This window comes from Streptomyces tatrensis (assembly GCF_049310065.1).
Taxonomy (GTDB): domain Bacteria; phylum Actinomycetota; class Actinomycetes; order Streptomycetales; family Streptomycetaceae; genus Streptomyces.
In genome coordinates, this window is record NZ_JBMDLB010000011.1 from 1,606,975 (window position 1) to 1,628,814 (window position 21,840).

Annotated in this window: 17 protein-coding genes; 6 read left to right on the plus strand and 11 right to left on the minus strand. The window is 71.0% G+C overall.

Annotation, left to right across the window (positions count from 1 at the left end; translation table 11 throughout):
• Positions 1-109: 109 nt before the first annotated feature.
• Complete coding sequence (locus tag ACODT5_RS22905; protein ID WP_422521178.1) at positions 110-580, minus strand: DUF2000 family protein; 471 nt, start codon at positions 578-580, stop codon at positions 110-112.
• 49 nt (positions 581-629) lie between these two features.
• Between ACODT5_RS22905 and ACODT5_RS22910 the strand changes: the two genes are divergently transcribed.
• From ACODT5_RS22910 to ACODT5_RS22920, 3 genes are all read left to right on the plus strand, one after another.
• A complete protein-coding gene (locus ACODT5_RS22910) occupies positions 630-1,472 on the plus strand; it encodes a helix-turn-helix domain-containing protein (RefSeq protein WP_422521179.1) in 843 nt (280 codons plus the stop codon).
• A 291-nt stretch (positions 1,473-1,763) separates the two neighbouring features.
• Positions 1,764-3,752 (plus strand): galactose-binding domain-containing protein, encoded by a 1,989-nt coding sequence (locus ACODT5_RS22915; RefSeq protein WP_422525002.1) that lies wholly within the window; start codon positions 1,764-1,766, stop codon positions 3,750-3,752.
• Between the two features lie 81 nt (positions 3,753-3,833).
• The gene (locus ACODT5_RS22920; protein ID WP_422521180.1) at positions 3,834-4,430 is read left to right on the plus strand and encodes a TetR/AcrR family transcriptional regulator; all 597 of its coding nucleotides are present in this window, start codon (positions 3,834-3,836) and stop codon (positions 4,428-4,430) included.
• Positions 4,431-4,437: 7 nt separating this feature from the next.
• On the opposite strand, the gene ACODT5_RS22925 is transcribed toward ACODT5_RS22920, so the two are convergent.
• From ACODT5_RS22925 to ACODT5_RS22935, 3 genes are all read right to left on the minus strand, one after another.
• The gene (locus ACODT5_RS22925) at positions 4,438-5,322 is read right to left on the minus strand and encodes a formylglycine-generating enzyme family protein (RefSeq protein WP_422521181.1); all 885 of its coding nucleotides are present in this window, start codon (positions 5,320-5,322) and stop codon (positions 4,438-4,440) included.
• Positions 5,323-5,402: 80 nt separating this feature from the next.
• Positions 5,403-6,803: a sulfatase family protein gene (locus tag ACODT5_RS22930; protein ID WP_422521182.1), complete on the minus strand. Its 1,401-nt coding sequence runs from the start codon at positions 6,801-6,803 to the stop codon at positions 5,403-5,405.
• Between the two features lie 128 nt (positions 6,804-6,931).
• Positions 6,932-7,891 (minus strand): LysR family transcriptional regulator, encoded by a 960-nt coding sequence (locus ACODT5_RS22935; RefSeq protein WP_422521183.1) that lies wholly within the window; start codon positions 7,889-7,891, stop codon positions 6,932-6,934.
• Between the two features lie 203 nt (positions 7,892-8,094).
• Between ACODT5_RS22935 and ACODT5_RS22940 the strand changes: the two genes are divergently transcribed.
• Complete coding sequence (locus tag ACODT5_RS22940; RefSeq protein ID WP_422525003.1) at positions 8,095-11,580, plus strand: M28 family peptidase; 3,486 nt, start codon at positions 8,095-8,097, stop codon at positions 11,578-11,580.
• Positions 11,581-11,676: 96 nt separating this feature from the next.
• Positions 11,677-12,804 carry a PP2C family protein-serine/threonine phosphatase gene (locus ACODT5_RS22945; protein WP_422521184.1) on the plus strand — a complete coding sequence of 376 codons (1,128 nt, stop codon included), beginning with the start codon at positions 11,677-11,679 and terminating at the stop codon, positions 12,802-12,804.
• Positions 12,805-12,867: 63 nt separating this feature from the next.
• Here the strand turns inward: ACODT5_RS22945 and ACODT5_RS22950 are convergent, their stop codons facing one another.
• The 6 genes from ACODT5_RS22950 to ACODT5_RS22975 form a co-directional block, all read right to left on the minus strand.
• Positions 12,868-14,436, minus strand: coding sequence for a hypothetical protein (locus tag ACODT5_RS22950; RefSeq protein WP_422521185.1), 1,569 nt, complete (start codon positions 14,434-14,436; stop codon positions 12,868-12,870).
• A 175-nt stretch (positions 14,437-14,611) separates the two neighbouring features.
• On the minus strand, positions 14,612-14,806 hold the full coding sequence (locus tag ACODT5_RS22955) for a hypothetical protein (RefSeq protein ID WP_385371760.1): 195 nt from the start codon (positions 14,804-14,806) through the stop codon (positions 14,612-14,614).
• Positions 14,807-14,906: 100 nt separating this feature from the next.
• The gene (locus ACODT5_RS22960) at positions 14,907-15,566 is read right to left on the minus strand and encodes an ABC transporter ATP-binding protein (protein ID WP_422521186.1); all 660 of its coding nucleotides are present in this window, start codon (positions 15,564-15,566) and stop codon (positions 14,907-14,909) included.
• The gene (locus tag ACODT5_RS22965; protein ID WP_422525004.1) at positions 15,559-16,449 is read right to left on the minus strand and encodes an ABC transporter ATP-binding protein; all 891 of its coding nucleotides are present in this window, start codon (positions 16,447-16,449) and stop codon (positions 15,559-15,561) included. Before ACODT5_RS22965 ends, ACODT5_RS22960 begins: the two co-directional genes overlap by 8 nt.
• A 286-nt stretch (positions 16,450-16,735) precedes the next feature.
• Positions 16,736-17,665 (minus strand): ABC transporter permease, encoded by a 930-nt coding sequence (locus tag ACODT5_RS22970; RefSeq protein WP_422521187.1) that lies wholly within the window; start codon positions 17,663-17,665, stop codon positions 16,736-16,738.
• Positions 17,658-18,623, minus strand: coding sequence for an ABC transporter permease (locus ACODT5_RS22975; protein ID WP_422521188.1), 966 nt, complete (start codon positions 18,621-18,623; stop codon positions 17,658-17,660). The genes ACODT5_RS22970 and ACODT5_RS22975 overlap by 8 nt, the downstream gene beginning before the upstream one ends.
• A 179-nt stretch (positions 18,624-18,802) precedes the next feature.
• Here ACODT5_RS22975 and ACODT5_RS22980 point away from each other — a divergent pair, with 179 nt between their 5' ends.
• The gene (locus ACODT5_RS22980; RefSeq protein WP_422521189.1) at positions 18,803-20,026 is read left to right on the plus strand and encodes an RNA-guided endonuclease InsQ/TnpB family protein; all 1,224 of its coding nucleotides are present in this window, start codon (positions 18,803-18,805) and stop codon (positions 20,024-20,026) included.
• A gap of 12 nt (positions 20,027-20,038) precedes the next feature.
• Here the strand turns inward: ACODT5_RS22980 and ACODT5_RS22985 are convergent, their stop codons facing one another.
• Positions 20,039-21,640 carry an ABC transporter substrate-binding protein gene (locus ACODT5_RS22985; RefSeq protein ID WP_422521190.1) on the minus strand — a complete coding sequence of 534 codons (1,602 nt, stop codon included), beginning with the start codon at positions 21,638-21,640 and terminating at the stop codon, positions 20,039-20,041.
• Positions 21,641-21,840 lie beyond the last annotated feature (200 nt).

The window sequence follows — 21,840 nt, forward strand, 5'->3', positions numbered from 1 at the left end:
GATCGCCGGGGTTGCCGATCGCCGGGCCCGCCGCGCCCCGACGGACCCGCCGGCCCGCCAGTGGCGTCAGTCCGTCAGTGGCGTCAGTGGCGTCGGAGCCCCCGCCCCGTCAGCCGTGCATGCGGGCCCCCTTGAGCACCTTGTCCACGGAGTTGCGCGCCCCGTGGACGGCGATCCCGACCAGGTCGAGCCGCTCCTTGCCCACCGCCGCCACGGCCGCCCGGTTGGCCCGGTCGTGGCCCGTCCCGAACAGGTCCGAGGTGAACACCGCTGTCGACAGCCCGCGCCGCACCGCCCGCTCGTGCGCCGCCGTCACGGTCTCCTTCCCGCCCTCGAAGACGAGTACGGGCTGGCGGAACATCGGCAGGTAGGGGGTCCCGTCGGCATCCTCGTACGGCTCGCCTACCACCTCGGGGGACGCCGTTCCGAGCCCGCTGACGAGGAACGCCGTGACGTTCAGCCGCTGCCACGTCTCCAGGTCGTCGCGCAGCAGCACCGCGATCTTGGTGTCGAACCGCACGGGCGCGTCCCGCTCGCTCGCCGGTTCCATGGTCGCCCCGCTCTTCGTCTCGTCGCTCATGCCCCGAGACTGCCGGGCGTCCCCGCGCACGGTCTTGTACGTTCTTTGCGTGCAGCCCCAGCAGGAGGTTTCGGCCTGGCGTCCGCGGGTCGCGGGTGTCGTCGAGGTCTTCCACGCCCGCTTCACCGCGCACGCGTACCCCATGCACGTCCACGACGCGTGGACCCTGCTGATCGTCGACGACGGCGCCGTCCGCTACGACCTCGACCGCCACCGGCGCGGCACCCCCGGCGACACCGTGAGCCTGCTCCCGCCGCAGGTGCCGCACAACGGCTCCGCCGCGACCCCGGACGGGTTCCGCAAGCGCGTCGTCTACCTCGACACCACCCTGCTGGACGCGCGCTTCATCGGCGCCGCGGTCGACGGTCCCGACCTCGCCGACCCCGTACTGCGCCGGCGCGTCGGGCAGCTCCACCGGGTCCTGGCCGCCCCCGGCGACGAGTTCGAGGCGGAGAGCCGGCTGGCCCTGATCGGCGAACGGCTGCGCACCCTGCTCCGGCCCCGCCTCGAACTCCCGCACGGCCGGGCCCCGTTGCCCGGCCCGGGCCTCGCCCGGAGCCTGCGCGAGCTCCTCGACGCGCGGGCGGCCGACGGCCTGCCCCTGGAGGAGGCGGCCGGTCTGCTCCAGGCCCATCCCGCCCACCTGGTCCGTGCGTTCAGCGCCGCCTTCGGGATCGCCCCGCACCAGTACCTCCTTTCGCGCCGGGTCTCCCTGGCCCGCCGGCTGCTCCTCGACGGCCGCCCGGCCGCCGAGGTGGCCGCCGAGGCGGGCTTCTACGACCAGGCGCACTTCACCCGGCACTTCAAGCGCGCCGTCGGCACCACCCCCGGGCGCTACGCCCGCTCCACCGCGCCCCGACCCTCCGCGCCGCGATCCTCCGCATCCCGCTGACGGCGACCCTACGGACGAGTAGGGTGACGATCCATCAGGTCATGTGACCCGGACCCTTGACTCTGTACCCGGCAGTAGCGATTCTCGACCCAATGCTTGCGCGGGACATGACAAACAGGTGCCAGGGCGGCCACGCCTCCGGTGGACCGTGTCCTCGACCGCGCCCTCCGCCGACCGAGGACGTGAGTAGTGGCCCTGACCCGAGAACCACGAAGGCAACAAGAGGGGCCCCGCCCCCACCGCCGGCGCAAGCCGATCGCGATCCTGTCCCTGCTGATCGGCCTGCTCGCCATGGCACTGGGCCCCGTACCGGGAGCGGCGGCCGACAACGGCTGGTGGAACCCCACCGCACGGCCCGCGCCCGACTCCCAGATCAACGTGACCGGCGAGCCCTTCAAGGGCACCGACGCCCAGGGCAACGTCCGCGGCTTCGTCGACGCGCACGACCACATCATGTCCAACGAGGGCTTCGGCGGCCGACTGATCTGCGGAAAGCCCTTCTCCGACGCCGGCATCGCCGACGCGCTCAAGGACTGTCCCGAGCACTACCCGGACGGCAGCCTGGCGATCTTCGACTTCATCACCAAGGGCGGCGACGGCAAGCACGACCCCGACGGCTGGCCCACCTTCAAGGACTGGCCCGCCCACGACTCGCTGACCCACCAGCAGAACTACTACGCCTGGATCGAGCGCGCCTGGCGCGGCGGCCAGCGCGTCCTCGTCAACGACCTCGTCACCAACGGGGTGATCTGCTCGGTCTACTTCTTCAAGGACCGCGGCTGCGACGAGATGACCGCCATCCGCCTGGAGGCGAAGAAGACCTACGACATGCAGGCCTACGTCGACAAGATGTACGGCGGCGCCGGCAAGGGCTGGTTCCGCATCGTCACCGACTCCGCGCAGGCCCGCGAGGTGATCAAGCAGGGCAAGCTGGCCGTGGTCCTCGGCGTCGAGACCTCCGAGCCCTTCGGCTGCAAGCAGATCCTGGACATCGCCCAGTGCAGCAGGCAGGACATCGACCGCGGCCTCGACGAGCTGTACAACCTCGGCGTGCGCAGCATGTTCCTGTGCCACAAGTTCGACAACGCCCTGTGCGGGGTCCGCTTCGACGAGGGCGCGCTGGGAACGGCCATCAACGTCGGGCAGTTCCTGTCGACCGGCACCTTCTGGAAGACGGAGGCGTGCGCCGGCCCGCAGCACGACAACCCCATCGGCCTGGCCCCGGCGGCCGCCGCCGAGAAGCAGCTGCCGGCGGGCGTGAGCGTGCCCTCGTACGCCTCGGGCGCCCAGTGCAACACCCGCGGCCTCACCGACCTCGGTGACTATGCGGTGCGCGGCATGATGAAACGCAAGATGATGCTCGAACTCGACCACATGAGCGTGAAGGCGGCCGGCCAGGCCTTCGACATCCTCGAAACCGAGTCCTACCCCGGCGTCATCTCCTCGCACAGCTGGATGGACCTGGGCTGGACCGAGCGGCTCTACAAGCTCGGCGGTTTCGCCGCCGCGTACATGGGCGGCTCCGAGGGCTTCAGCGCCGAGGCCAAGCGGACCGACGCGCTGCGGGACAAGTACAACGTCGGCTACGGCTACGGAACCGACATGAACGGCGTCGGCGGCTGGCCCGGCCCGCGGGGCGCGAACACGCCGAACCCGGTCACGTACCCCTTCCGCAGCACCGACGGCGGCTCCGTCATCGACAAGGTGACCACCGGCCAGCGCACGTGGGACCTCAACACCGACGGCGCCTCGCACTACGGCCTGGTGCCCGACTGGATCGAGGACATCCGGCTCACCGGCGGACAGGGCGTAGTGGACGACCTGTTCAAGGGCGCCGAGTCCTACCTGCGCACCTGGGGCAACTCCGAGCAGCACAAGGCCGGCGTGAACCTCGCGTCGGGCGCGGCCGCCTCGGCGAGCTCCGCCGAGTGGAACCCGTTCACCAGCTACGCGCCCGGCAGGGCCGTGGACGGCGACCGGGGCAGCCGCTGGGCGAGCGACTGGAACGACGACCAGTGGGTGCAGTTCGACCTGGGCTCCCCGTCCCTGGTCAAGCGGGTCACGCTCGAATGGGAGCGCGCGTACGGGAGGTCGTACCGCATCGAGCTCTCCCCGGACGGCACGAACTGGCAGACGGCCTGGTCCACGGCGAGCGGTGACGGCGGCCTGGACACGGCCCAGTTCTCGGGGGTCCCGGCCCGGTACGTACGCGTCCACGGAGCGGGACGCGGTACCCAGTGGGGTTACTCCCTGTACGAAGTCGGCGTATACAGCAGCTGACGGCGCCCTGCGGGGTGTCCGGGGCCGGTGCGCCCGCGGACACCCCGCTCGGGGCGCACCGGAGCGAAGGGGAACCCGTACATGGCACGGATGCCGTTGACCGACCGGCGCAGGCAGCTGACGGAGGCGGCGATCCGCGCGATGACCCGCGACGGGGTGTCCAGGACCACGACCCGGTCCATCGCCGCCGAGGCGGGCGTCTCCCTGAGCGTCTTCCACTACTGCTTCGACTCCAAGCAGGCGCTGCTCGAGTCGGTCATCGAGACCATCACCGCGCACTACGTCACCCTCGTGAAGGCCGCGATCGTGCCGAGGCCGACGCTGCGCGAGACCATCCGGGCCGGCTTCCAGGCGTACTGGGACCACGTGGTGGCCGCCCCCGGCGCGCACATGCTGACCTACGAACTCACCCAGTACGCGCTGCGGCAGCCGGAGTTCGGGCACCTGGCGCGCAAGCAGTACGAGTCGTACTGCGATACGTACGCCGAGCTGCTCGAAGAGCTGCGCCGGATCACGCCGTTCGAGCTGAGCGTGCCGGTGGACGTGCTGGCCCGCTATCTGGCGGCCATGACGGACGGGGTGACCCTGAACTTCCTGGTCCTCGGCGACGAGAAGGCCGCAGCCGAGATCCTGGACATGGTCACCGATCACGTGGCCGGCCTCGTACGCGCCGAGTGATGGTCAGTCAGGCGGCGACCCGGAAGCCGATGTTGGACGTGGAGCTGTCCGGGGTGTTGGAACTGCGGGCCGCGACCCGGTAGCGGTTGCAGTACGAGTCGTGGCAGAGGAAGGATCCGCCGCGCATCGCGCGGGACGGGTGGCCCGGGGCGAAGGGGTCCGCGGACCACTCCCACACGTTCCCGACGGTGTTGTAGAGCCCGTGGCCGTTGGGGCGGTACGACTTCACCGGGACGGTGCCGGTGCGGCCTCCGGTGTGGGTGGTGGGGAAGTCGCCCTGCCAGATGTTCAGCAGCACCCGGCCGCCCGGTGCGAGTTCGTCCCCCCAGGGGTAGCGGCGCCCCTCCAGCCCGCCGCGCGCCGCGTACTCCCACTCGGCCTCGGTGGGCAGCCTGGTTCCGGACCATGCGCAGTAGGCCACCGCGTCGTTCCACGAGACGTGGACGACGGGGTGGTTCTGCCGGGAGGCGATCGAGGACCCGGGTCCCTCGGGGTGCTTCCAGCTCGCGCCGGACACCGCGCGCCACCACGGGACCCCGTCCACGGCCGGCGCGGAGAGGGCGAGTTCGTCCGCCAGGAGCCCGGCGAAGACGAAGGAGAAGCCGAAGTCCTCGGCCTCCGTGACATGGCCGGTGGCCTTGACGAAGGTGGCGTACTGGGCGTTCGTGACCGTCGTCGGCGCGATCCGGAAGGGGTCCACCGTCACCTCCCTGACCGGGCCCTCCCCGTCGGCCGGGAACCCGTCCGCGTCGTCGGTGCCCATGAGGAAGCGCCCGCCGGGCAGGTCGAGCAGGCCGCGGACGGCCCGGGGCGCGGCGACGACCGGTGCGGCGAGCAGGGTCAGGGTGCCGGCCGGGGAGTCGTGGCCCGGGGTGCAGCAGGAGGAGGACATGAGGGCTCCGGTGGACGTACGTGCGGATGGGTGCGGTCCGGCCGGGCGCACGGGGGCGCGCCCGGCCGGAGGTCCGGCGGCTAGCCGACCCGGTCGGCCGCGAGCTGGGCGGCCAGGGCGGGGATGCCCAGGTCCCGTTCTTGTGCCGGGGTGGCCTGGTAGAGCTTGTTGACCAGCTGGTGCGGGTCGGCTGCGAGGTCGTAGTACTCGCGGAACTTGACCTCTCCGGTGCCGGCCACGGTGCCGTTGGCATCGGTGTACAGCGTGTAGTACTCGACGTACTGCTTGTCCTTGGAGACGTAGGAGGACCAGGTGCGGTGGTCGGTGCCCTGGCCCTTGCGCCACCATTCGACGAGCAGGTGGTCGCGGCTGTGGGAGCTCAGCAGCGACGTGCCGTCCTGCGGGGTGTTCGGGGTGATCCCGGCGGCGTCGAGGATGGTGGGCGCGATGTCGATGTTGGCGACGATGCGGTTGTCCACCGTGCCGGCGCCGAGGCCTCCGGCGGGCCAGGAGAGGTAGAAGGGCACCTCGTGGGCGGGGCTGTAGGGCACCGACTTGGCGGTCCAGCCGTGGTCGGCCCACCCGAAGCCGTTGTCGCCGATGTAGATGACGAGGGTGTTGTCGAGCTGGCCGGTGGCCGCCAGCTTGTCCTTGAAGGCCTGGACGGCGTCGTCGACGGAGAGCAGCACGCGCAGCTGCTCGGCGCGGATGCGCTTGCCGTCCTCGAGGGTGCCGGTGGCTTCCTTGATGTAGGTCGGCTTGTCGCTGCGGTCGGCCTCGGTGACGGAGGGTCGTCCGTTCCACTCGGGTACGGGCACGCCCGCGTACTTGGCCTCGGGGGTGCGGGGTCCGTGCGAGGCGTACGGGGTGACGTAGGCGAACCACGGCCGGGTGTCGGTGGCCGCCTTGTCCAGGAAGCTCAGCGTCCGGTTCTTGATGACGTTCGTGGTGTAGCCGTTGATCGTCTGGACCGTCCCGTTGACGTTCCACTTGCCGTCCACGTACGAGGGCTGGAGCAGCGCGAAATCCTCGAAATGCGGGGGCGCGTCCGCGATGTTCCAGGCATTGAGGTATTTACCGAAGAGGCCCGTGCGATATCCGGCCTGCTTCAGATAGCGCTGGACGGTGGTGTTCTGGTCCAGGGACGCCGACGCGGCATTGTTGCGGACCCCGTGGTTGTGGGCGTAGCGGCCCGAGAACACGGAGGAGCGGGAGGGGGCGCACAGCGGGGTGGTGACGTGGCCGTGGTTGAACTTCACGCCCTCCCCGGCCAGCCAGCCGATGGTCTTCTGGAGGGCCCAGTCGGTGTGTTTGGGCTGGTCATCGGTGACGATCAGGAGGATGTTGGGGCGATTCGCGGCGGCCGCCGCGGGGGCCGCCGCCGCCTGGCCGACCGCGGGGACGGTGGCGGCCGCCGCGGCCGCCGCGGTGCCCGCGAGGAATCCTCTGCGGCTGACCTGTGCGCGGATTCTCTTGCTCATGGGTTATTTCCTCTGCTGTCCGAAGGGGAAATGACGTGGCGGCCACTGCCATGCGGAGAGCGTAGAGGGAGCTGAATACCTGTTCCATGTACGGAGTATGAAATGAGGTCAGCGTCCGTGAACCGGCGTCAGTCGAGGGTCGGGTGGGCTTCCGGATGCTCGTCCCACCAGGCCCGGTGGAAGGGGTTGTTGTCCACATTGGCCAGGTACGCGTAGACGGCCGACCGGTAGAAGAGCTCCGCCTGGCGGGCCGAGACCGTCGAGCGGTTCCAGGCGAGCCGGATGCGTCCGGTGACCGGCGCCCCGATCAGCGGGCGCATCACCGTGCCCGCCACGGCGGGTGCGGTGGGCTGGCTGAGGGAGATGGCGCGGCCCGCTGAGATCAGGTCGTACTGCATCATGCGGTCGGTGATCCGGTAGCGCAGCGCGGGGACGAAGCCGGCCTTGGCGCAGGCCTCGACCAGCGCCTCGGGTCCGCCGTCGTCGTCCTCCACCAGGGTCATCCACTGCTCGTCGGCGAGGTCGGCGAGGTCGAGGGCCTCCAGCCGGGCCAGCGGGTGCCGCGCCGACATCCGGATGCAGAAGGGCTCCTTGGGGACCAGGGTGCGGGCCGTCACTCCCGCGGGCAGCGGCACCTCGTGGTCGTTCACCTCGCCGTACACGATGACGTCGTAGCGGCCCGCGCCGAGCATCCGCACCAGGGCGGTCACCGAGTCCTCGATGTCCACGGTGATCTCCCGGCCGGCCAGGACCAGGTCCTGCCGGGCGATCAGCCCGTCGATCAGCACCAGCAGGATGCAGCCCAGGCGCAGCGGGGCGTCGGCCGTCCGGGCCCGCGCCTCCGAGCCGAGGGCGTCCATTTCGCTGAGCACCCGGCGTGCCTTGGCCAGGACGAACTGGCCGAGCGGGGTGGGTTCGACGCCGAGCCGGCCGCGGACGAAGAGTTCGCCGCCGGTGACCCGCTCGATCCGGCGCAGCTGGGCGGAGAGCGCCGGCTGGGAGACCCCGAGGATCCGCGCCGCGCCCCCCAGGCTTCCGGTCTCCGCTATCTGGCAGACGGCTTGCAGATGTCTCAACTCCAGCTGCATCCGGGCAGCTTACGCAGCGCCATCCGCCGCCGCCATAACGCCGGTCTTATGCCCGCAGGGATGTCCCGATCTGGTCATGGACACGCCCATACTCGGCCGCGAACAGCAGGACCGCCTTCCCCGGATTTCCCCGCCCCTCCCCGCCCCTCCCCGTCCCATCCCCCCCACACGATCGGAGTGGACTCTTGCAGCCCACCAGATGGATGGCCGCCCTCACGGCCATGGTGCTGACCACGGGCCTCGCCGGCACGCTGGCCACCACCGCCACCGCCTCGCAGAACGCGGTTCCCCTCCCGCCCACCTCTGCCGAACGGGCGGTCGCCGCGGCCGACGCGGCCGTGCGCAGCGGGCTCGACAGCCTGGTCAACTCCCCCCAGCAGCAGTACGACCGCCGTCTGGTCACCCCCTGGGTGAAGGACCTCTACTCCGTCGCGTACGAGCGCAGCTACCGCGGTCTGCCGGTCGTCGGCGGCGACGCGGTCGTCCTCGCCGACGGCCAGGGCCGGGTGCGCGCCCTCCAGTCAGCCTCCGCGACCGTGATCGACGTGTCGACCACCGCGTCGTTCTCGGCGAAGGCCGCCGAGGCCGTCTCGCGCGGCCGGCAGGTCAAGACCGACAAGGTGGAGAGCAGCCGGCTCGTCGTCAAGATCAAGGACGACAAGCCGGTGCTGGCCTGGGAGACCGTCCTGCTCGGCCGTACGGCCAAGGCGCCCAGCAAGCTCCACGTGTTCGTGGATGCCCGCACCGGAAAGTTCGTCGACAGCTTCGACGAGGTGGTGGCGGGCAGCGGCAACAGCAAGTGGAACGGCCCGAACCCGCTGACCATCGACACCACGGCCTCCGGGAGCACGTACTCCCTGCGCGACCCGAACCGGACTGCCCTGAGCTGCGCCGACTACAGCTCCGGCACGGTCTTCTCGAAGTCCACCGACTCCTGGGGCACCGGCAACCCCACCTCCAAGGAGACCGGCTGTACGGACCTGATGTTCGCGGCGCAGAAGCAGTGGGACATGCTGAGCCAGTGGCTCGGCCGCAACGGCGTCAACGGCAGCGGCCGCAGCTTCCCGGCCAAGGTCGGCCTGAACGACGTCAACGCGTACTGGGACGGCAGCTCGGTCACCATCGGCCACAACAACGCGAACGAGTGGATCGCCAGCGTGGACGTGGTGGCCCACGAGTACGGGCACGCCATCGACTCCAACACCCCCGGCGGCACCAGCGGCCAGGAGTCCGGGCTCGGCGAGGCCACCGGTGACATCTTCGGCGCGCTGACCGAGGCCTACATCAACCAGCCCTCCCCGTACGACACTCCGGACTACCTCGTCGGCGAGACGATCAACCTCGTGGGCAGCGGGCCGATCCGGAACATGTACAACCCGGCGGCCGTCAACAACGACCCGGCCTGCTACAGCTCCTCCATACCCGGCACCGAGGTGCACGCGGCGGCCGGCCCGCTGAACCACTGGTTCTACCTGCTCGCCGAGGGCACCAGCCCGGGCGGCGGCAAGCCGAACAGCAGCACCTGCAACCAGTCCACGCTGACCGGCGTGGGCATCCAGAACGCCGGCAAGATCTTCTACGGCGGCATGCTGCTCAAGACATCCAGCATGTCCTACAAGAAGTACCGCACGGCGACGCTCAGTTCCGCCAAGTCGCTGGACACCACCTGCAACCTGTTCAACAAGACCAAGGGTGCCTGGGACGCCATCAGCGTGCCGGCGCAGACCGCCGACCCGACCTGCACCCCGAGCGGCGAGAACAGCGACTTCTCGCTGGCGCTGAACCCGTCCTCGGGCACCGTCCAGCAGGGCGCCTCGGCCACCACCACGGTCGCCACCGCGATCTCCACGGGCACGGCCCAGCAGGTGACCCTGACCGCGTCCGGCCTGCCGGCCGGGGTCACCGCCTCCTTCAGCCCGGCCACCGTGCAGTCCGGCCAGTCCTCGACGCTGACGCTGACCGCCTCCTCCAGCGCGGCCCCCGGATCCTCGACCGTCGTGGTCAAGGGGCAGGGCACCAGCCTCTCCCACACCGTCGACTACGCGCTCACCGTCGGCGGCACCACGCCGAACCCCGGCGCGCCGAACATCGACGTGGCCGCCGTCCAGGCGCACCTGACCCAGTTCAACACGATCGCCTCCCAGAACGGCGGCAACCGCCGCGCGGGCAGCGCCGGTTACACGGCGTCGGTGGCGTACATCAAGGGCAAGCTGCAGGCCGCCGGCTACACGGTGACCGAGCAGTACTGCAGCTCGTGCACCTACCCGTCGAACAACCTGATCGCCGACTGGCCCGGCGGCCCCGCCGACCAGACGATCATGTTCGGCGCGCACCTCGACAGCGTCTCGGCGGGCCCGGGCATCAACGACAACGGCTCGGGCTCCGCGACCCTGCTGGAGAACGCGCTCGTCCTCGCCCAGAAGAACCCCACCATGACCAAGCACGTGCGCTTCGCGTGGTGGACCGACGAGGAGCAGGGCCTCAACGGCTCGAAGTTCTACGTCAACCAGCTCACCAGCACCCAGAAGACCGCCATCAAGGCCTACTACAACTTCGACATGGTCGGCTCGACCAACGGCGGCTACTTCATCAACAACGTCAACTCCACCGCGGCCGCCCCGCTCAAGGCCTACTGGACCTCCCTGAACCTCGCCCCCGAGGAGAACACCGAGGGCCAGGGCCGCAGTGACGACTACTCCTTCCAGCAGGGCGGCATCCCCACCTCCGGCTACGCGGCCGGCGCCAGCGCCCGCAAGACCTCGGCGCAGGCCACGAAGTGGGGCGGCACCGCGAACGCGGCCTACGACCCCTGCTACCACGCCTCCTGCGACACCACGAACAACATCAGCGCCACGGTCCTGGACCGCAGCGCCGACGGCGTGGCCTACACCGTCTGGAACCAGGCCGTCGGCGGCACCACCCCCGGCCCGGACTTCTCGATCAGCACCTCCCCGGCCACCGGCAGTGCCGCCCAGGGCGGCACCGCCACCTCCACGATCAACACCGCCACCACCAGCGGCGCCGCCCAGAGCGTCGCCCTGTCGGTGACCGGAGCCCCGGCCGGCACCACCGCCTCGCTGAGCCCGACCTCGGTCCAGTCGGGCAGCTCCTCGACGCTCACCGTCCAGGTCGGCGCGAGCACCGCACCCGGCACCTACACCCTGACCGTCACCGGCACGGGCTCGGTCAGCCACACCACCACCTACACCCTGACCGTCACGGGCACCGGCCCCTCCTGCACCCCGCGCCAGCTCGTCGCCAACGGCGGGTTCGAGAGCGGCACCACCCCGTGGACCACCACCACGAACGTCATCACCAACCAGGCGGGGCAGACCCCGCACGGCGGCACCTACAAGGCCTGGCTCAACGGCTACGGCACGACCCGCACGGACAGCGCCTCGCAGTCCGTGACCATCCCGACCGGCTGCTCCTCGTACCAGCTCGGTTTCTACCTGCACATCGACACCGCCGAGACCGAGAACACGGTCTACGACACCTTCACGGTCTCGGTGGGCGGCCAGACGCTGACGACCCTGTCCAACGTGAACGCGGCCTCCGGCTACCAGCTCAAGACGTTCAACGTCTCCCAGTTCGCGGGCCAGACGGTCACGCTGAAGTTCCAGGGCGTGGAGGACGCCTCCCTGCAGACCTCCTTCGTCGTGGACGACGTCACCCTCCAGGTGAGCTGACGCCCCCGGCACCCTGAACACCACACGGGCGGCACCCGCCCCGGCCACACGGCCGGAGCGGGTGCCGCCCGGCCGTGCGCGGTGTATGCAGGAGGCATGGCCCCCTCAGCGCCGCACCCACGCACCAGCCGGTTCCGGGAATCGCGCGCGGTGCTGCTCGCGGTGCCGTTCCTGCTGATCGCCATCGTCACCGTGGTGGACGTCCTGGCCCCGCCGGAGGTCCACCTGGGCCCCTTCCTGGTGGCCGCCCCCGCCCTCACCGCTTCCTTCGCCGGGCCGCGCACGACCGGGTTCGTGGGCGCCGTCGCGGTCCTCGCGCAGGTGGGCGTCGCCATCGCGCGGACCTCCCTGACGGACCTCAACCACACCTTCCAGATCATCGCCCTCGTCCTGATCTCGGCCTTCGTCACCTTCTTCGCACACTTGCGCGAAGTGCACGAGCGGCAGCTCACCCGGCTGCGCTCCGTGGCGGTCGCGGCCCAGCAGGTGGTCCTACGACCGCTGCGCGACCGGATGGGCCCGCTGCGGATCGCCTCCGTGTACCTGTCGGCGGAGGCCGAGGCCCAGATCGGGGGCGACCTGTACGCGGCCGCCCGTACCGCCGACGGCACCCGTCTGATCATCGGCGACGTCCGCGGCAAGGGACTGGAGGCGGTCGGGGAGGCCTCGGTCGTCCTCGGAGCCTTCCGGGCCGCCGCCCACCTGGAGGCCGACCTGCCGGGCCTGGTGGGCTATCTGGAGGCCGCGGTGGCCGCCGACCCGGACCGGGGCGCGGAAGGCCCCGCGGGCCCCGGACGGCCCGACGAGGGGTTCACCACGGCGGCGGTCCTCGACATCCCGGACGGGGAGCCGTCGCTGCGGGTGGTCAGCTGCGGGCACCCGCCACCGCTGCTGCTGCGCGGGGGCCGCGTCATCCCCCTCCAGGTGGACCGTCCGGCGCCGCCGCTGGGTCTGTCCGAGTTCGTGGACACCGGTTTCACCCCGCAGTCCTTCCCCTTCGAGCCGGGGGACGTGGTCCTGCTGTACACGGACGGCGTCATCGAGGCCCGTGACGCGTCGGGAGCCTTCTACCCCCTTGCGGAGCGGGCCGCGGACTGGCCCGGCGACGGCCCGGAAGCCCTCCTGCGCCACCTCTGCGCGGACCTCCTCGCCCACACCCCGGACGGCCTCCTGGGCGACGACGCGGCGATGGTGGCCATCGAGCGCGTCGGCCCGCTGCCCTGAGCGGGGACCCGTCGGGTGGACGGGCCCCCGCCGCGGCTCGGCGCGGTGGTCCGGCGCCGGGACTCAGCCTCCGTCGCGGACCGAGACGATGCCGTTGAAGACGCCCACGTAGGCCGTCCCGTCGGGGCCCAGGGTGATCGGGGCCCAGTTGTTGTCGTACAGCGGGCCGGTGCCGGTCAGCTGACGCCAGCGGCGCTCACCGGTGCGGAAGTCGACGGCCGTGAGGTACCAGGCGTCGATCCCCCAGAAGTTCGGCTCCTTCTCGTAGAAGTAGAGCAGCCCGTTCGCGGTGGAGAGCTTGGGGACCACGGAGGGCGAGCGGATCGCGCTCTGCCAGACCGTGTCGCAGCCGCTGCCGTCGGCGCGGACGTCGATGCGGCTGACGCCGCCGACGACCGACTTGCCGAGGACCAGCGAGGTGACGTTCTCGTAGCCGTAGTTGTTCTCGACGACGATGCTGTTGCCCCAGGTGATCAGGGAGTTGTCGGTGGTCGAGGCGCCCGATCCGAAGACCGGGACCTTGCACACCAGGCGCTGCCCCTCGGGCACGTCCAGGCCCCGCTTGAAGACCAGCACGTTCATCCGGTCGTCGGCGTTGTCGGTGATCGCGACGTAGCCGTTGCCGAAGAGGTCCGGGGTGGTGCCCGAGCCCTGGTTGACCGAGCCGGGCTTGGTTCCCGTACCCCGGTCGTAGGTCTGGCGCCACTGCGTGACGGGGGTGCCGTCGGCGGAGGCGGTGAAGCTGTAGAGCGCGTGGTCGGTGACGATGGAGACCCCGTCCTCGCCGACCGAGAAGGAGTTCTGGATCTCCTCCCCCGCCAGCCGGACCGAGCGGATCACCGAGGTCGCCGGGTCCACGGTGCCGACGCGGCCCTGGCGGGTGACCCACCAGATGCGGCCGTTCCAGTCGGGCATCACCGAGGTGACCGGGTCACAGGTGCCGGTGGGCCACAGGTTGGTCCAGTCGACGCAGTCGTGCGGGACCTGGCCGGTGAGGTCCCAGTCGTTGTCCACCTTGAACTGCCAGGATCCGTCCGGCTGCTGTACGTGCGAGAGCCTCAGGATGTGCTGGCGGGAGTCGGCCAGCACCGCCCGGTCCTGGTTGTCCAGGTAGAAGTAGGCGCCGCCCGAGGTGTCCTTGAAGATCTTCGAGAAGTCGAGCGAGGTGATCGCCTGGACCGTCGAGGAACGCTGCGGGAGCTGGTACTCCGCGAGCGTGGCGAGCGTACGGGGCTCCAGCAGTTTGACCTTGAAGCCGCCGAAGGTGCCGCACACCGTGACCAGCCGGCCGCCCGAGTCGAAGGTGGCCGTGGCGCATTCGCCGCCGAGGGCGGCGATCTTCTCGCTGGTCACCTCCGGTTTCTTGCCGAGCGGTCCCGACCAGGGCGAGGTGGCGCTGCCCGCCGCGTCGGAGTGCATGCCGCTGCGGCCGTTGGGCGCGAGGAACGGGTGCTGCGGCGGGGCTTCTCCGGGCAGCGGCGCGGCCGTGGCCGGAGCGCCCTCGTAATGGCTGACCAGGCGGTGGCCGGGGGCCAGGGGTATCTCGTCGGCGGTGGCCGGCGAGGTCCCGTACAACACCGCGCACGCGGCGAGAGCCGGCGCCACGGCGCAGTTCAGCGCTCTTCGGAACATCCGGACTTCCTTTCTCGTCCTCGGACTTATTGACATTGCGTATGACATCGCGCCGCGGCCAGACGCTAGATCGCACTGCCTGAGGAGTCCATGGAAGAGCCGGATGATTCACGAAGGCGCAACAGTTGATCAACTCGCGGGCGGAGAGCGGCGGGTGCCGCCGACCGGCCGCGGGTCAGGGGGTGAGACCGCCGACCACGTTCGCCGTGGCCGAGACCCCGTTGTGGATGGTCTGCGCGAGACTGCTGCTCGCGAGGTAGAAGCCGAGCAGGACGCAGACGAGCGCGTGGGACAGCTTGAGGCCGCCGCCGCGCATGAAGATCCATGCGAGGACGAGGAGCAGAACGAGGACGGAGAGGGAGATCACCATCGGAACACCTCCTTACGCGGCGCCATGGTGGCGCAGCGGGAGGGCCCTTCGGGCGAAACTCGTGTCCGCCAAACGGGTGTTGACGGTCCGTGACCGGTGTTCAGTCCTTGACGATCTCGTCCCAGTGGGCCGTTCGCCCGCACCAGCGGCCCAGCAGTACGGCGTCGTGCCCGACCGCCAGCAGGCCCGCGCCGGACTCCGAGCGGTACTCCTCGACGACGCCGACCAGCGCGGCGGTGGTGGACGCGTCGAGCATGGCGGTCATCTCGTCGCACACCAGCCAGCGCGGCCGGAGCACCAAGGCCCGGGCCACACACGCCCGTTGCAGCTGGCCGTCGCTGACCTCGTGGGGCCGCCGGTCGAGCAGGTCGGCGCCCAGGCCGACCCGGTCCGCCAACTCGCCGACGGTGGTTTCGATTTCGCTACGCCGGCCAGTGGCCCGGAGCGGTTCGGCGACGAGCTCGCGCAGCCTGAGCCGGGGATCCGCCGCCAGCCGGGGCTGCTGGAACACCATGCCGACGGAGATGCGCAGGGCGCGCGGCGCCCGGTGCCGGAAGCCGGTCACCGCCGAGCCGCCGAGGGACACGGTCCCCCGGTCGGGCCGGTGCAGCAGTGCGGCGACCCTGGCCAGGGTGGACTTGCCGCAGCCGCTGGGGCCGAGCAGCCCGAGGGATTCGCCGGGGGCCAGGCTCAGGTGGGCGCCGCGTACGACGGGGGCCCGGCGGTCGTAGCCGGCGGTGATGCCGGTGAGCTCAAGCATGGTGGCAGGCCACCCCTTCGGTGAGCGGGGGCCGCTCGGCCCGGCAGCGGGCGTCGGCGATGGGGCAGCGGGCGGCGAAGGCGCAGCCGGGCGGGAGGGCGCCGAGCTCGGGCGGGGCGCCCGGGACGGGGGTGAAGGCCCGCTCGGGGAGGGCGTCGAGGAGTCCGCGCGCGTAGGGGTGGCGGGGGCCCGGAGCGCCGAAGAAGGCTCCGGCGGGGGCGGTTTCCACGATGCGGCCCGCGTACATGACGGCCACGGTGTCGGCGATGCGGTGGGCCGCCGCGAGGTCGTGCGTGATCATCAGCAGTGCCCGGCCGGCGTCCCGGGTGTGGGCGCGCAGCTCGTCGACGGTGCGGTGGACGAGGTCCCGGTCGAGGCCGGTGGTCGGCTCGTCGGCGAGCAGCAGGGGCGCGTCGCCGATCAGCGCGAGCGCGGTGGCGGCGCGCTGGGCGAGCCCGCCGGAGAGCTCGTGGGGATGGCGGTCGAGGTGGGTGGCCGGGAAGGCCGCCCGGTGGGCCGCGGCTTCGGCGGCCTCCCGCAGCTCCGCCTTGGCGGTTCCGGTCAGTTCGCGGACCGTCTCCTCCAGGTGGGAGCGGATGGTGCGGACCGGGGTGAGGTGCGCGGCCGGGCTCTGCGGCACCAGGGCGACGCGGCGGCCCCGGACGGACCGGGCGAGGGTGCGCTCGTCGAGGGCGAGCAGGTCGGTCCCGTCGGCGAGCCGGGCCGAGCCGGCGGTCTCGGTGTTGCCGGGGAGCAGTCCGAGGAGTGCGGAGGCGAGCACGGACTTGCCGCAGCCGCTCTCCCCGACGAGCGCGAGGCACTCGCCGGGGGCCAGGGCGAGGGTGGCGTCGGTGACGGCCTCGACGTACCGGCCGCCGCGCATGCGGAAGCGGACGGAGAGCCGGTCCAATGTGAGTACCGGCTCCGGGCCGGAAACCGGAGTTTCGCCCTCAGGGCCGAGCGACACCGGGTAACGTGCATGTCGTGCGCTGCGAGAACCAAGCACGCACAACGTGCCGAGCGAGAACCAAGCCGGCACGGCAACCTCCACAACTTCATAGATCCGGGCTGGTTTCAACCCGGCTGGTGTTGATCGCGGAAGACTCTCTCGCTCGCTGAGCGATCGAGCGGCGTGAGCCAGGAATCCCCCGGTTTCGGCGGGGGAGGATTCAAAGGCTGAGCTCCGATCGGCGGCGGGGGTTGAGGCGCTCGCGCCAGGCTCCCGCGAGGCCGGCGATCGCCAGGGTCGGGACGATCAGGAGGAGCCCGGGGAAGAGCGTGGGCCACCAGTCGCCGGCGAGCAGCGAACCGCGGGCCGTCTGGACGAGGTTGCCCAGGCTCGCCTGGTGCGCCGGCAGGCCGAGGCCCAGGAAGGACAGGGCCGACTCGTGCCACATGGCGTGCGGGATCATCAGCACGGCGGCGAGCCCCGCCTGCGGCAGGACTCCGGGCACGAGGTGGCGTACGGCCACCCGCCACCGCGAGGCGCCGCCCGAGACGGCGGCGTCCACGTAGGGCCGCGAGCGGAGCGAGAGGACCTCCGCACGGACGATGCGGGCCGTGGACAGCCAGTGGGTCAGGGCCACGGAGACGATCACCGGCCACACCCCCGGCCGGAACATCGCCACGATGAAGATGCCGAGCAGCAGGTGCGGGATCGAGGACAGTGCGTCCACCACCCGCATGACGCACCGGTCCGGCCACCCGCCGAGCGCCCCGGCGAGCGCGCCGACGGCCGTGCCGAGGACGGTGGCGACCAGCGCGGCCACCAGCCCGACCAGCAGCGAGACGCGCAGCCCGTACACGCAGCGCAGCAGCAGGTCGCGGCCCACGTCGTCGGTGCCGAAGGGGTGGGCCCAGGAGGGCGGCAGGAGCTTTGCCGACAAGTCGACCGCCTGCTGGTCGAGTTGGACCAGCGGCGGCACGAGCAGCACCGCCAGCGCGATCAGGACGACGATCACCGCCGAGGTGCGCATCCGCAGGGTCCGGGTGGAGCTCCGGTCGCGGCCGTGGGACCGCCAGAGCCGCGCTCCGCCCGTGTCGCCCGTGTCGGCCACGTCGGCCCTGTCGACAGTGCCAGCCGTCGTCGTGTCAGCCATCGAAGCCCACCCTCGGGTCCGCCAGCCCGTAGAGCAGGTCGGACAGCAGGTTCCCGGCGAGCACGGCGGCCGTGGCCAGGACGGTCAGCGCGGCCAGCAGCGGGAAGTCCACCGAGGTCGCGGCCTGGACGGTGGCGGCGGCGATGCCGGGCCAGCTGAAGACGGTCTCCACCAGCAGCGCGCCGGTGATCAGCTCCGGCACCCGCGACCCGATCAGCGTCAGCATCGGGAGCATGCCGGCGCGCAGTCCGTGGCCGAGCAGCACCCGCCGCTCCCCCAGGCCCCGCGCACGGGCGCCCCGTACGGGATCCTCCTCCAGCGCGTCGGCCACGCCCTGTCTGACGTACAGGAAGAACCAGGGCAGTTGGGAGATGCCGAGGACCAGCGCGGGCAGCACCAGGTGGTGGGCCACCTGCCCTGCGGTGACCACGTCACTGCCCGCGTCGGTGAGGCCGCCGGACGGCAGCGCGCCCAGGCGCACCGAGAAGAACCAGATGGCGAGCAGGCCCAACCAGAAGGCCGGGGCCGCTTCGAGGGTGTACGCGAGCCCGGAGACGGCCCGGTCCAGCCGCCCGCCCTGGCGCCGCGCGGCCAGGACGCCGAGTCCGGTGCCCAGCAGCACGGCGATGGCGAAGGCGCACAGCGCGAGCAGCGCCGACCAGCCGAGCCGCTGCGCGATGACGTCGGAGACGGGCTGGCGCATGACCGCGGAGGTGCCGAGGTCCCCGGTCAGCGCCGAGGTGAGCCACCCCCACCAGCGCGAGAGCAGGGGCTGGTCCACGCCGAGGTTGACCCGCAGCTGGTCGAGTCCGGCCTGGGAGGCGGTGAGCCCGGCGGATCCGGCGTACGCCTTGACGGGGTCGAAGGGGGAGAGCGCGGCGACCGCGAACACCCCGAAGGTCACGACGACCAGCACCGGCCCGGCGAACAGCGTCCGCCGCCCCACCATGCGCGCCATCGGCCCCCACGGGAGACGAACAGAGCTGGTAGTCACCGGATTTCTCCCGGGATGCCCAGGGCTTCAGCCCGGGGAGGAATGGATCCCGGCAAGGTGGTTGTGGGGCGCCGGAGTTCTCTTCGCATCTGTGGTGACTTGCTCTTTCTGGCGTTGTCAGTGGTCTGGTCTAGGTTGCTCGCATGGCTGCATCTCAGGAGACGGAGGGCGCCGGGCATGCCCGGTTCACCTACCGGCTTCGTGTGTCCTCTGCCGCCCGGACCAGGTTGTTGGGTGAGTGGGATCGGTGTCGGTGGGTCTGGAACGAGTGCGTCGCTCGGTCGAGGAAAGCCCGCGTCGAGGATGAGAAGTGCGGCCCCGCCCGGCTGGACAAGATGCTGACCGCGGCCCGCACCGCGAATACGTGGCTGCGGGAGGGTTCCTCGGTTCCGCAGCAACAGTTGGTACGGGACTTCGGGAAGTCCCGTACCAAAGCATTGAAGGACGTCACGTCCCGATTGCCGATGCGGCAGCGGGCGGGGATGCCGAAGTACAAGAAGAAGGCCCACGCCGATCCGAGCCTCAACTACACCCGGCGCGGTTTCCGGATCAAGGACGGCCGTCTGCACCTCGCGGGCGGCATCAGCCTGAGGGTGGTGTGGTCCCGCCATCTCCCGGCGGACCCGTCGTCGGTGCGGGTCTTCCGCGACGGCCTCGGTCATTGGTACGCCTCCTTCGTCGTGCGCACCGAAGCACAGACCCTGCCGGAAACGGGTGCGGTGATCGGGATCGACTGGGGTGTGAGGGAGACGGCGACCACCACCAGTGACGCACATGACCTCCCGCATGCCGAGCACGGGCGGAAGGCCGCCGCGGGGCTCGCCCGCTATCAGCGGATGATGGCCCGCCGGAAACCGGTGAAGGGCAAACCCGGATCGAGGGGCTACCGGGCGGCGAAGAAGCTGACGGCGAAGCTGCACAAGAAGGTGGCCCGGCAGCGGCAGGACACCGGCCGCAAATGGGCCCAGACGGTCGTCCGCGACCACGATGCCCTGGCCGTGGAGGACTTCCGCCCGAAGTTCCTCGCCAAGTCCACCATGGCCCGCAAAGCCGCAGACGCAGCAATCTCTGCCACCAAGACGGCGCTGATCGCCATGGCGCGCAAGCACGGGCGCATCGTGCACCTTGTCCACCCCGCGCACACCACCATGGACTGCGCGCAGTGCGGAGCGAGAACCAAGCACGCACTACCTCTCTCAGAACGTACCTACACCTGCACCGCGTGCGGAGCCGTGTCCCCCAGGGACAAGAACTCCGCACACGTGATGCTCGTCCGGGCTGGTCTCAACCCGGCTGGCGCTGATCGTGTAAGAGCTGACGGACCGCAGGTCCAAGGCCAACGTGAGCCAGGAATCCCCGCCCCTTAGGGCGGAGAGGATTCAATTCTGCTTCGGCTTCCAGCTCTCGATGTTCCACCAGGGGCCGGTTCCGAGGCCGTGGTCGTGCGGCTCGGTCTGGGTGGAGGGCCCGTCCCAGCGGTCGCCCACGACGTAGAGGTGGTCGATGTGGGTGAGGTAGACGTAGCCCGGGTTCTTGACCAGCTCGCGCTGGACCGTGTCGTACGCGGCCTTACGCACGGCCGGGTCGGCGCTGCGGCGGCCGTCGGTCAGCGCCTTGTCCACGGCCGGATTGGCGTACCGGGCCATGTTGTTGAAGCCGTCGCCCGCGAGGGCGGAGTTCAGCGTCAGGTACTGGTCGAAGTCGGGGTCGGCCGGGGAGCCGCCGCCCGCGAGGACGGCGTCGGTCCGCATCCTGGGTTCGATGACCTCCCAGCTGCCGGACTCGGTGGTGACCTGGATGCCGGCCTTCTTGGCGTCGGAGGCGAAGGCGAGGGCGTGGTCCTGGCGGAGCTTGTCGCCGGAGGGGTACCAGAGCGGGAAGGCGGCGCGGACCCCGTCCTTGGCGCGGATGCCGTCGGCGCCGGGGATCCAGCCGGCGTCGTCGAGGATCTTCTCGGCCTTCGCGAGGTCGTACGGGCGCTCGGTGCCGGCGGTGAACCACGGGCTGCCGGTCGGGACGGGGCCGTAGGCGGCCTTGCCCGCGCCTTCGAGGAGCTTGTCGACCAGCGCGCCGCGGTCCACGGCGATGTCCAGGGCCCGGCGGACGGCCGTGTCGCCGGTGACGGGGTTCTCGGTCGGCAGGGTCACCTGGCGGTAGTCGTAGGTCTTGGCGGCGTACGTCTTGAGCGACTTGTCGGCCTTGAACCCCTTGGCCAGGTTCGGCGGCAGGACGGCCCCGTCCAGTTCGCCGGAGCGCAGCCGGGTGGCGCGCACGTCGTCGTCCTTGATGACCGCCATGGTGAACTTCTTCACCGCGGGCTCGCCGCCCCAGTAGGACGGGTTGGCCCTGAAACTCAGCTTCTCGCCCTTGGACCAGGCGGTGAGCACGTACGGTCCCGTGCCGATGGGCTTGGTGGTGAACTCGCCGCTGTTGACGTCCTGTCCGCCCGCGACGTGCTCGGGGGCGATGGGCAGGACGGTCCGCTCGGCGAAGGGGGCGTAGGGGTACTTCAGGGTGAAGACGACGGCGTCCTCACCGCGCGCCGTGACGTCCGCGACCGCGTCGAGCTCGGACTTGGACGCGTTGTTCGTCTTCGCGTCGAGGATCGTCCGGTAGGTGAAGACGACGTCCTTGGCGCCGAAGGGCCGTCCGTCGCTGAACTTCACGCCCCGGCGCAGCGGGTAGGTGTAGGTGAGGCCGTCCGCGGAGACCTCCGGGAGCGCCTCGGCCAGCGCGGGCTTCAGCTTCATGTCGGCGTCGTGCGCCAGCAGTCCGTCGAAGATCTTCGAGTTGCCGTCCTTGCCGTAGCCCAGGAGCGGGCTGAGGCTCTCCGGCTCGGTGGCTATGCCGACCACGGCGGAGTCGGCCGCCCCGGCGCCCGCCGCGGCACCTCCCCCGGGGTTCGAGCAGGCCGCCGCGCCTGTGGCGATCACCGCGGCCGCGGTCGCCCCGGCCATTCCCCGTACGGTCCGGGCCTTCATCTGATGCACTTCCTCCGTTATTGCAAATAGTTCGCAATAATGCCAGACGGAAACGGAAGAACACGAACCGGGCCGTACCGGCGGGAAGGGCGCGCAGGGGTCTTGCCCGACGGCCGCAGGGCATGCCATATATGTCTAGACCTTTCCGGGGAGCCGGAAGAACCGGAAGATCCACCCCGCGGGAAGAACCACCCCGCAGG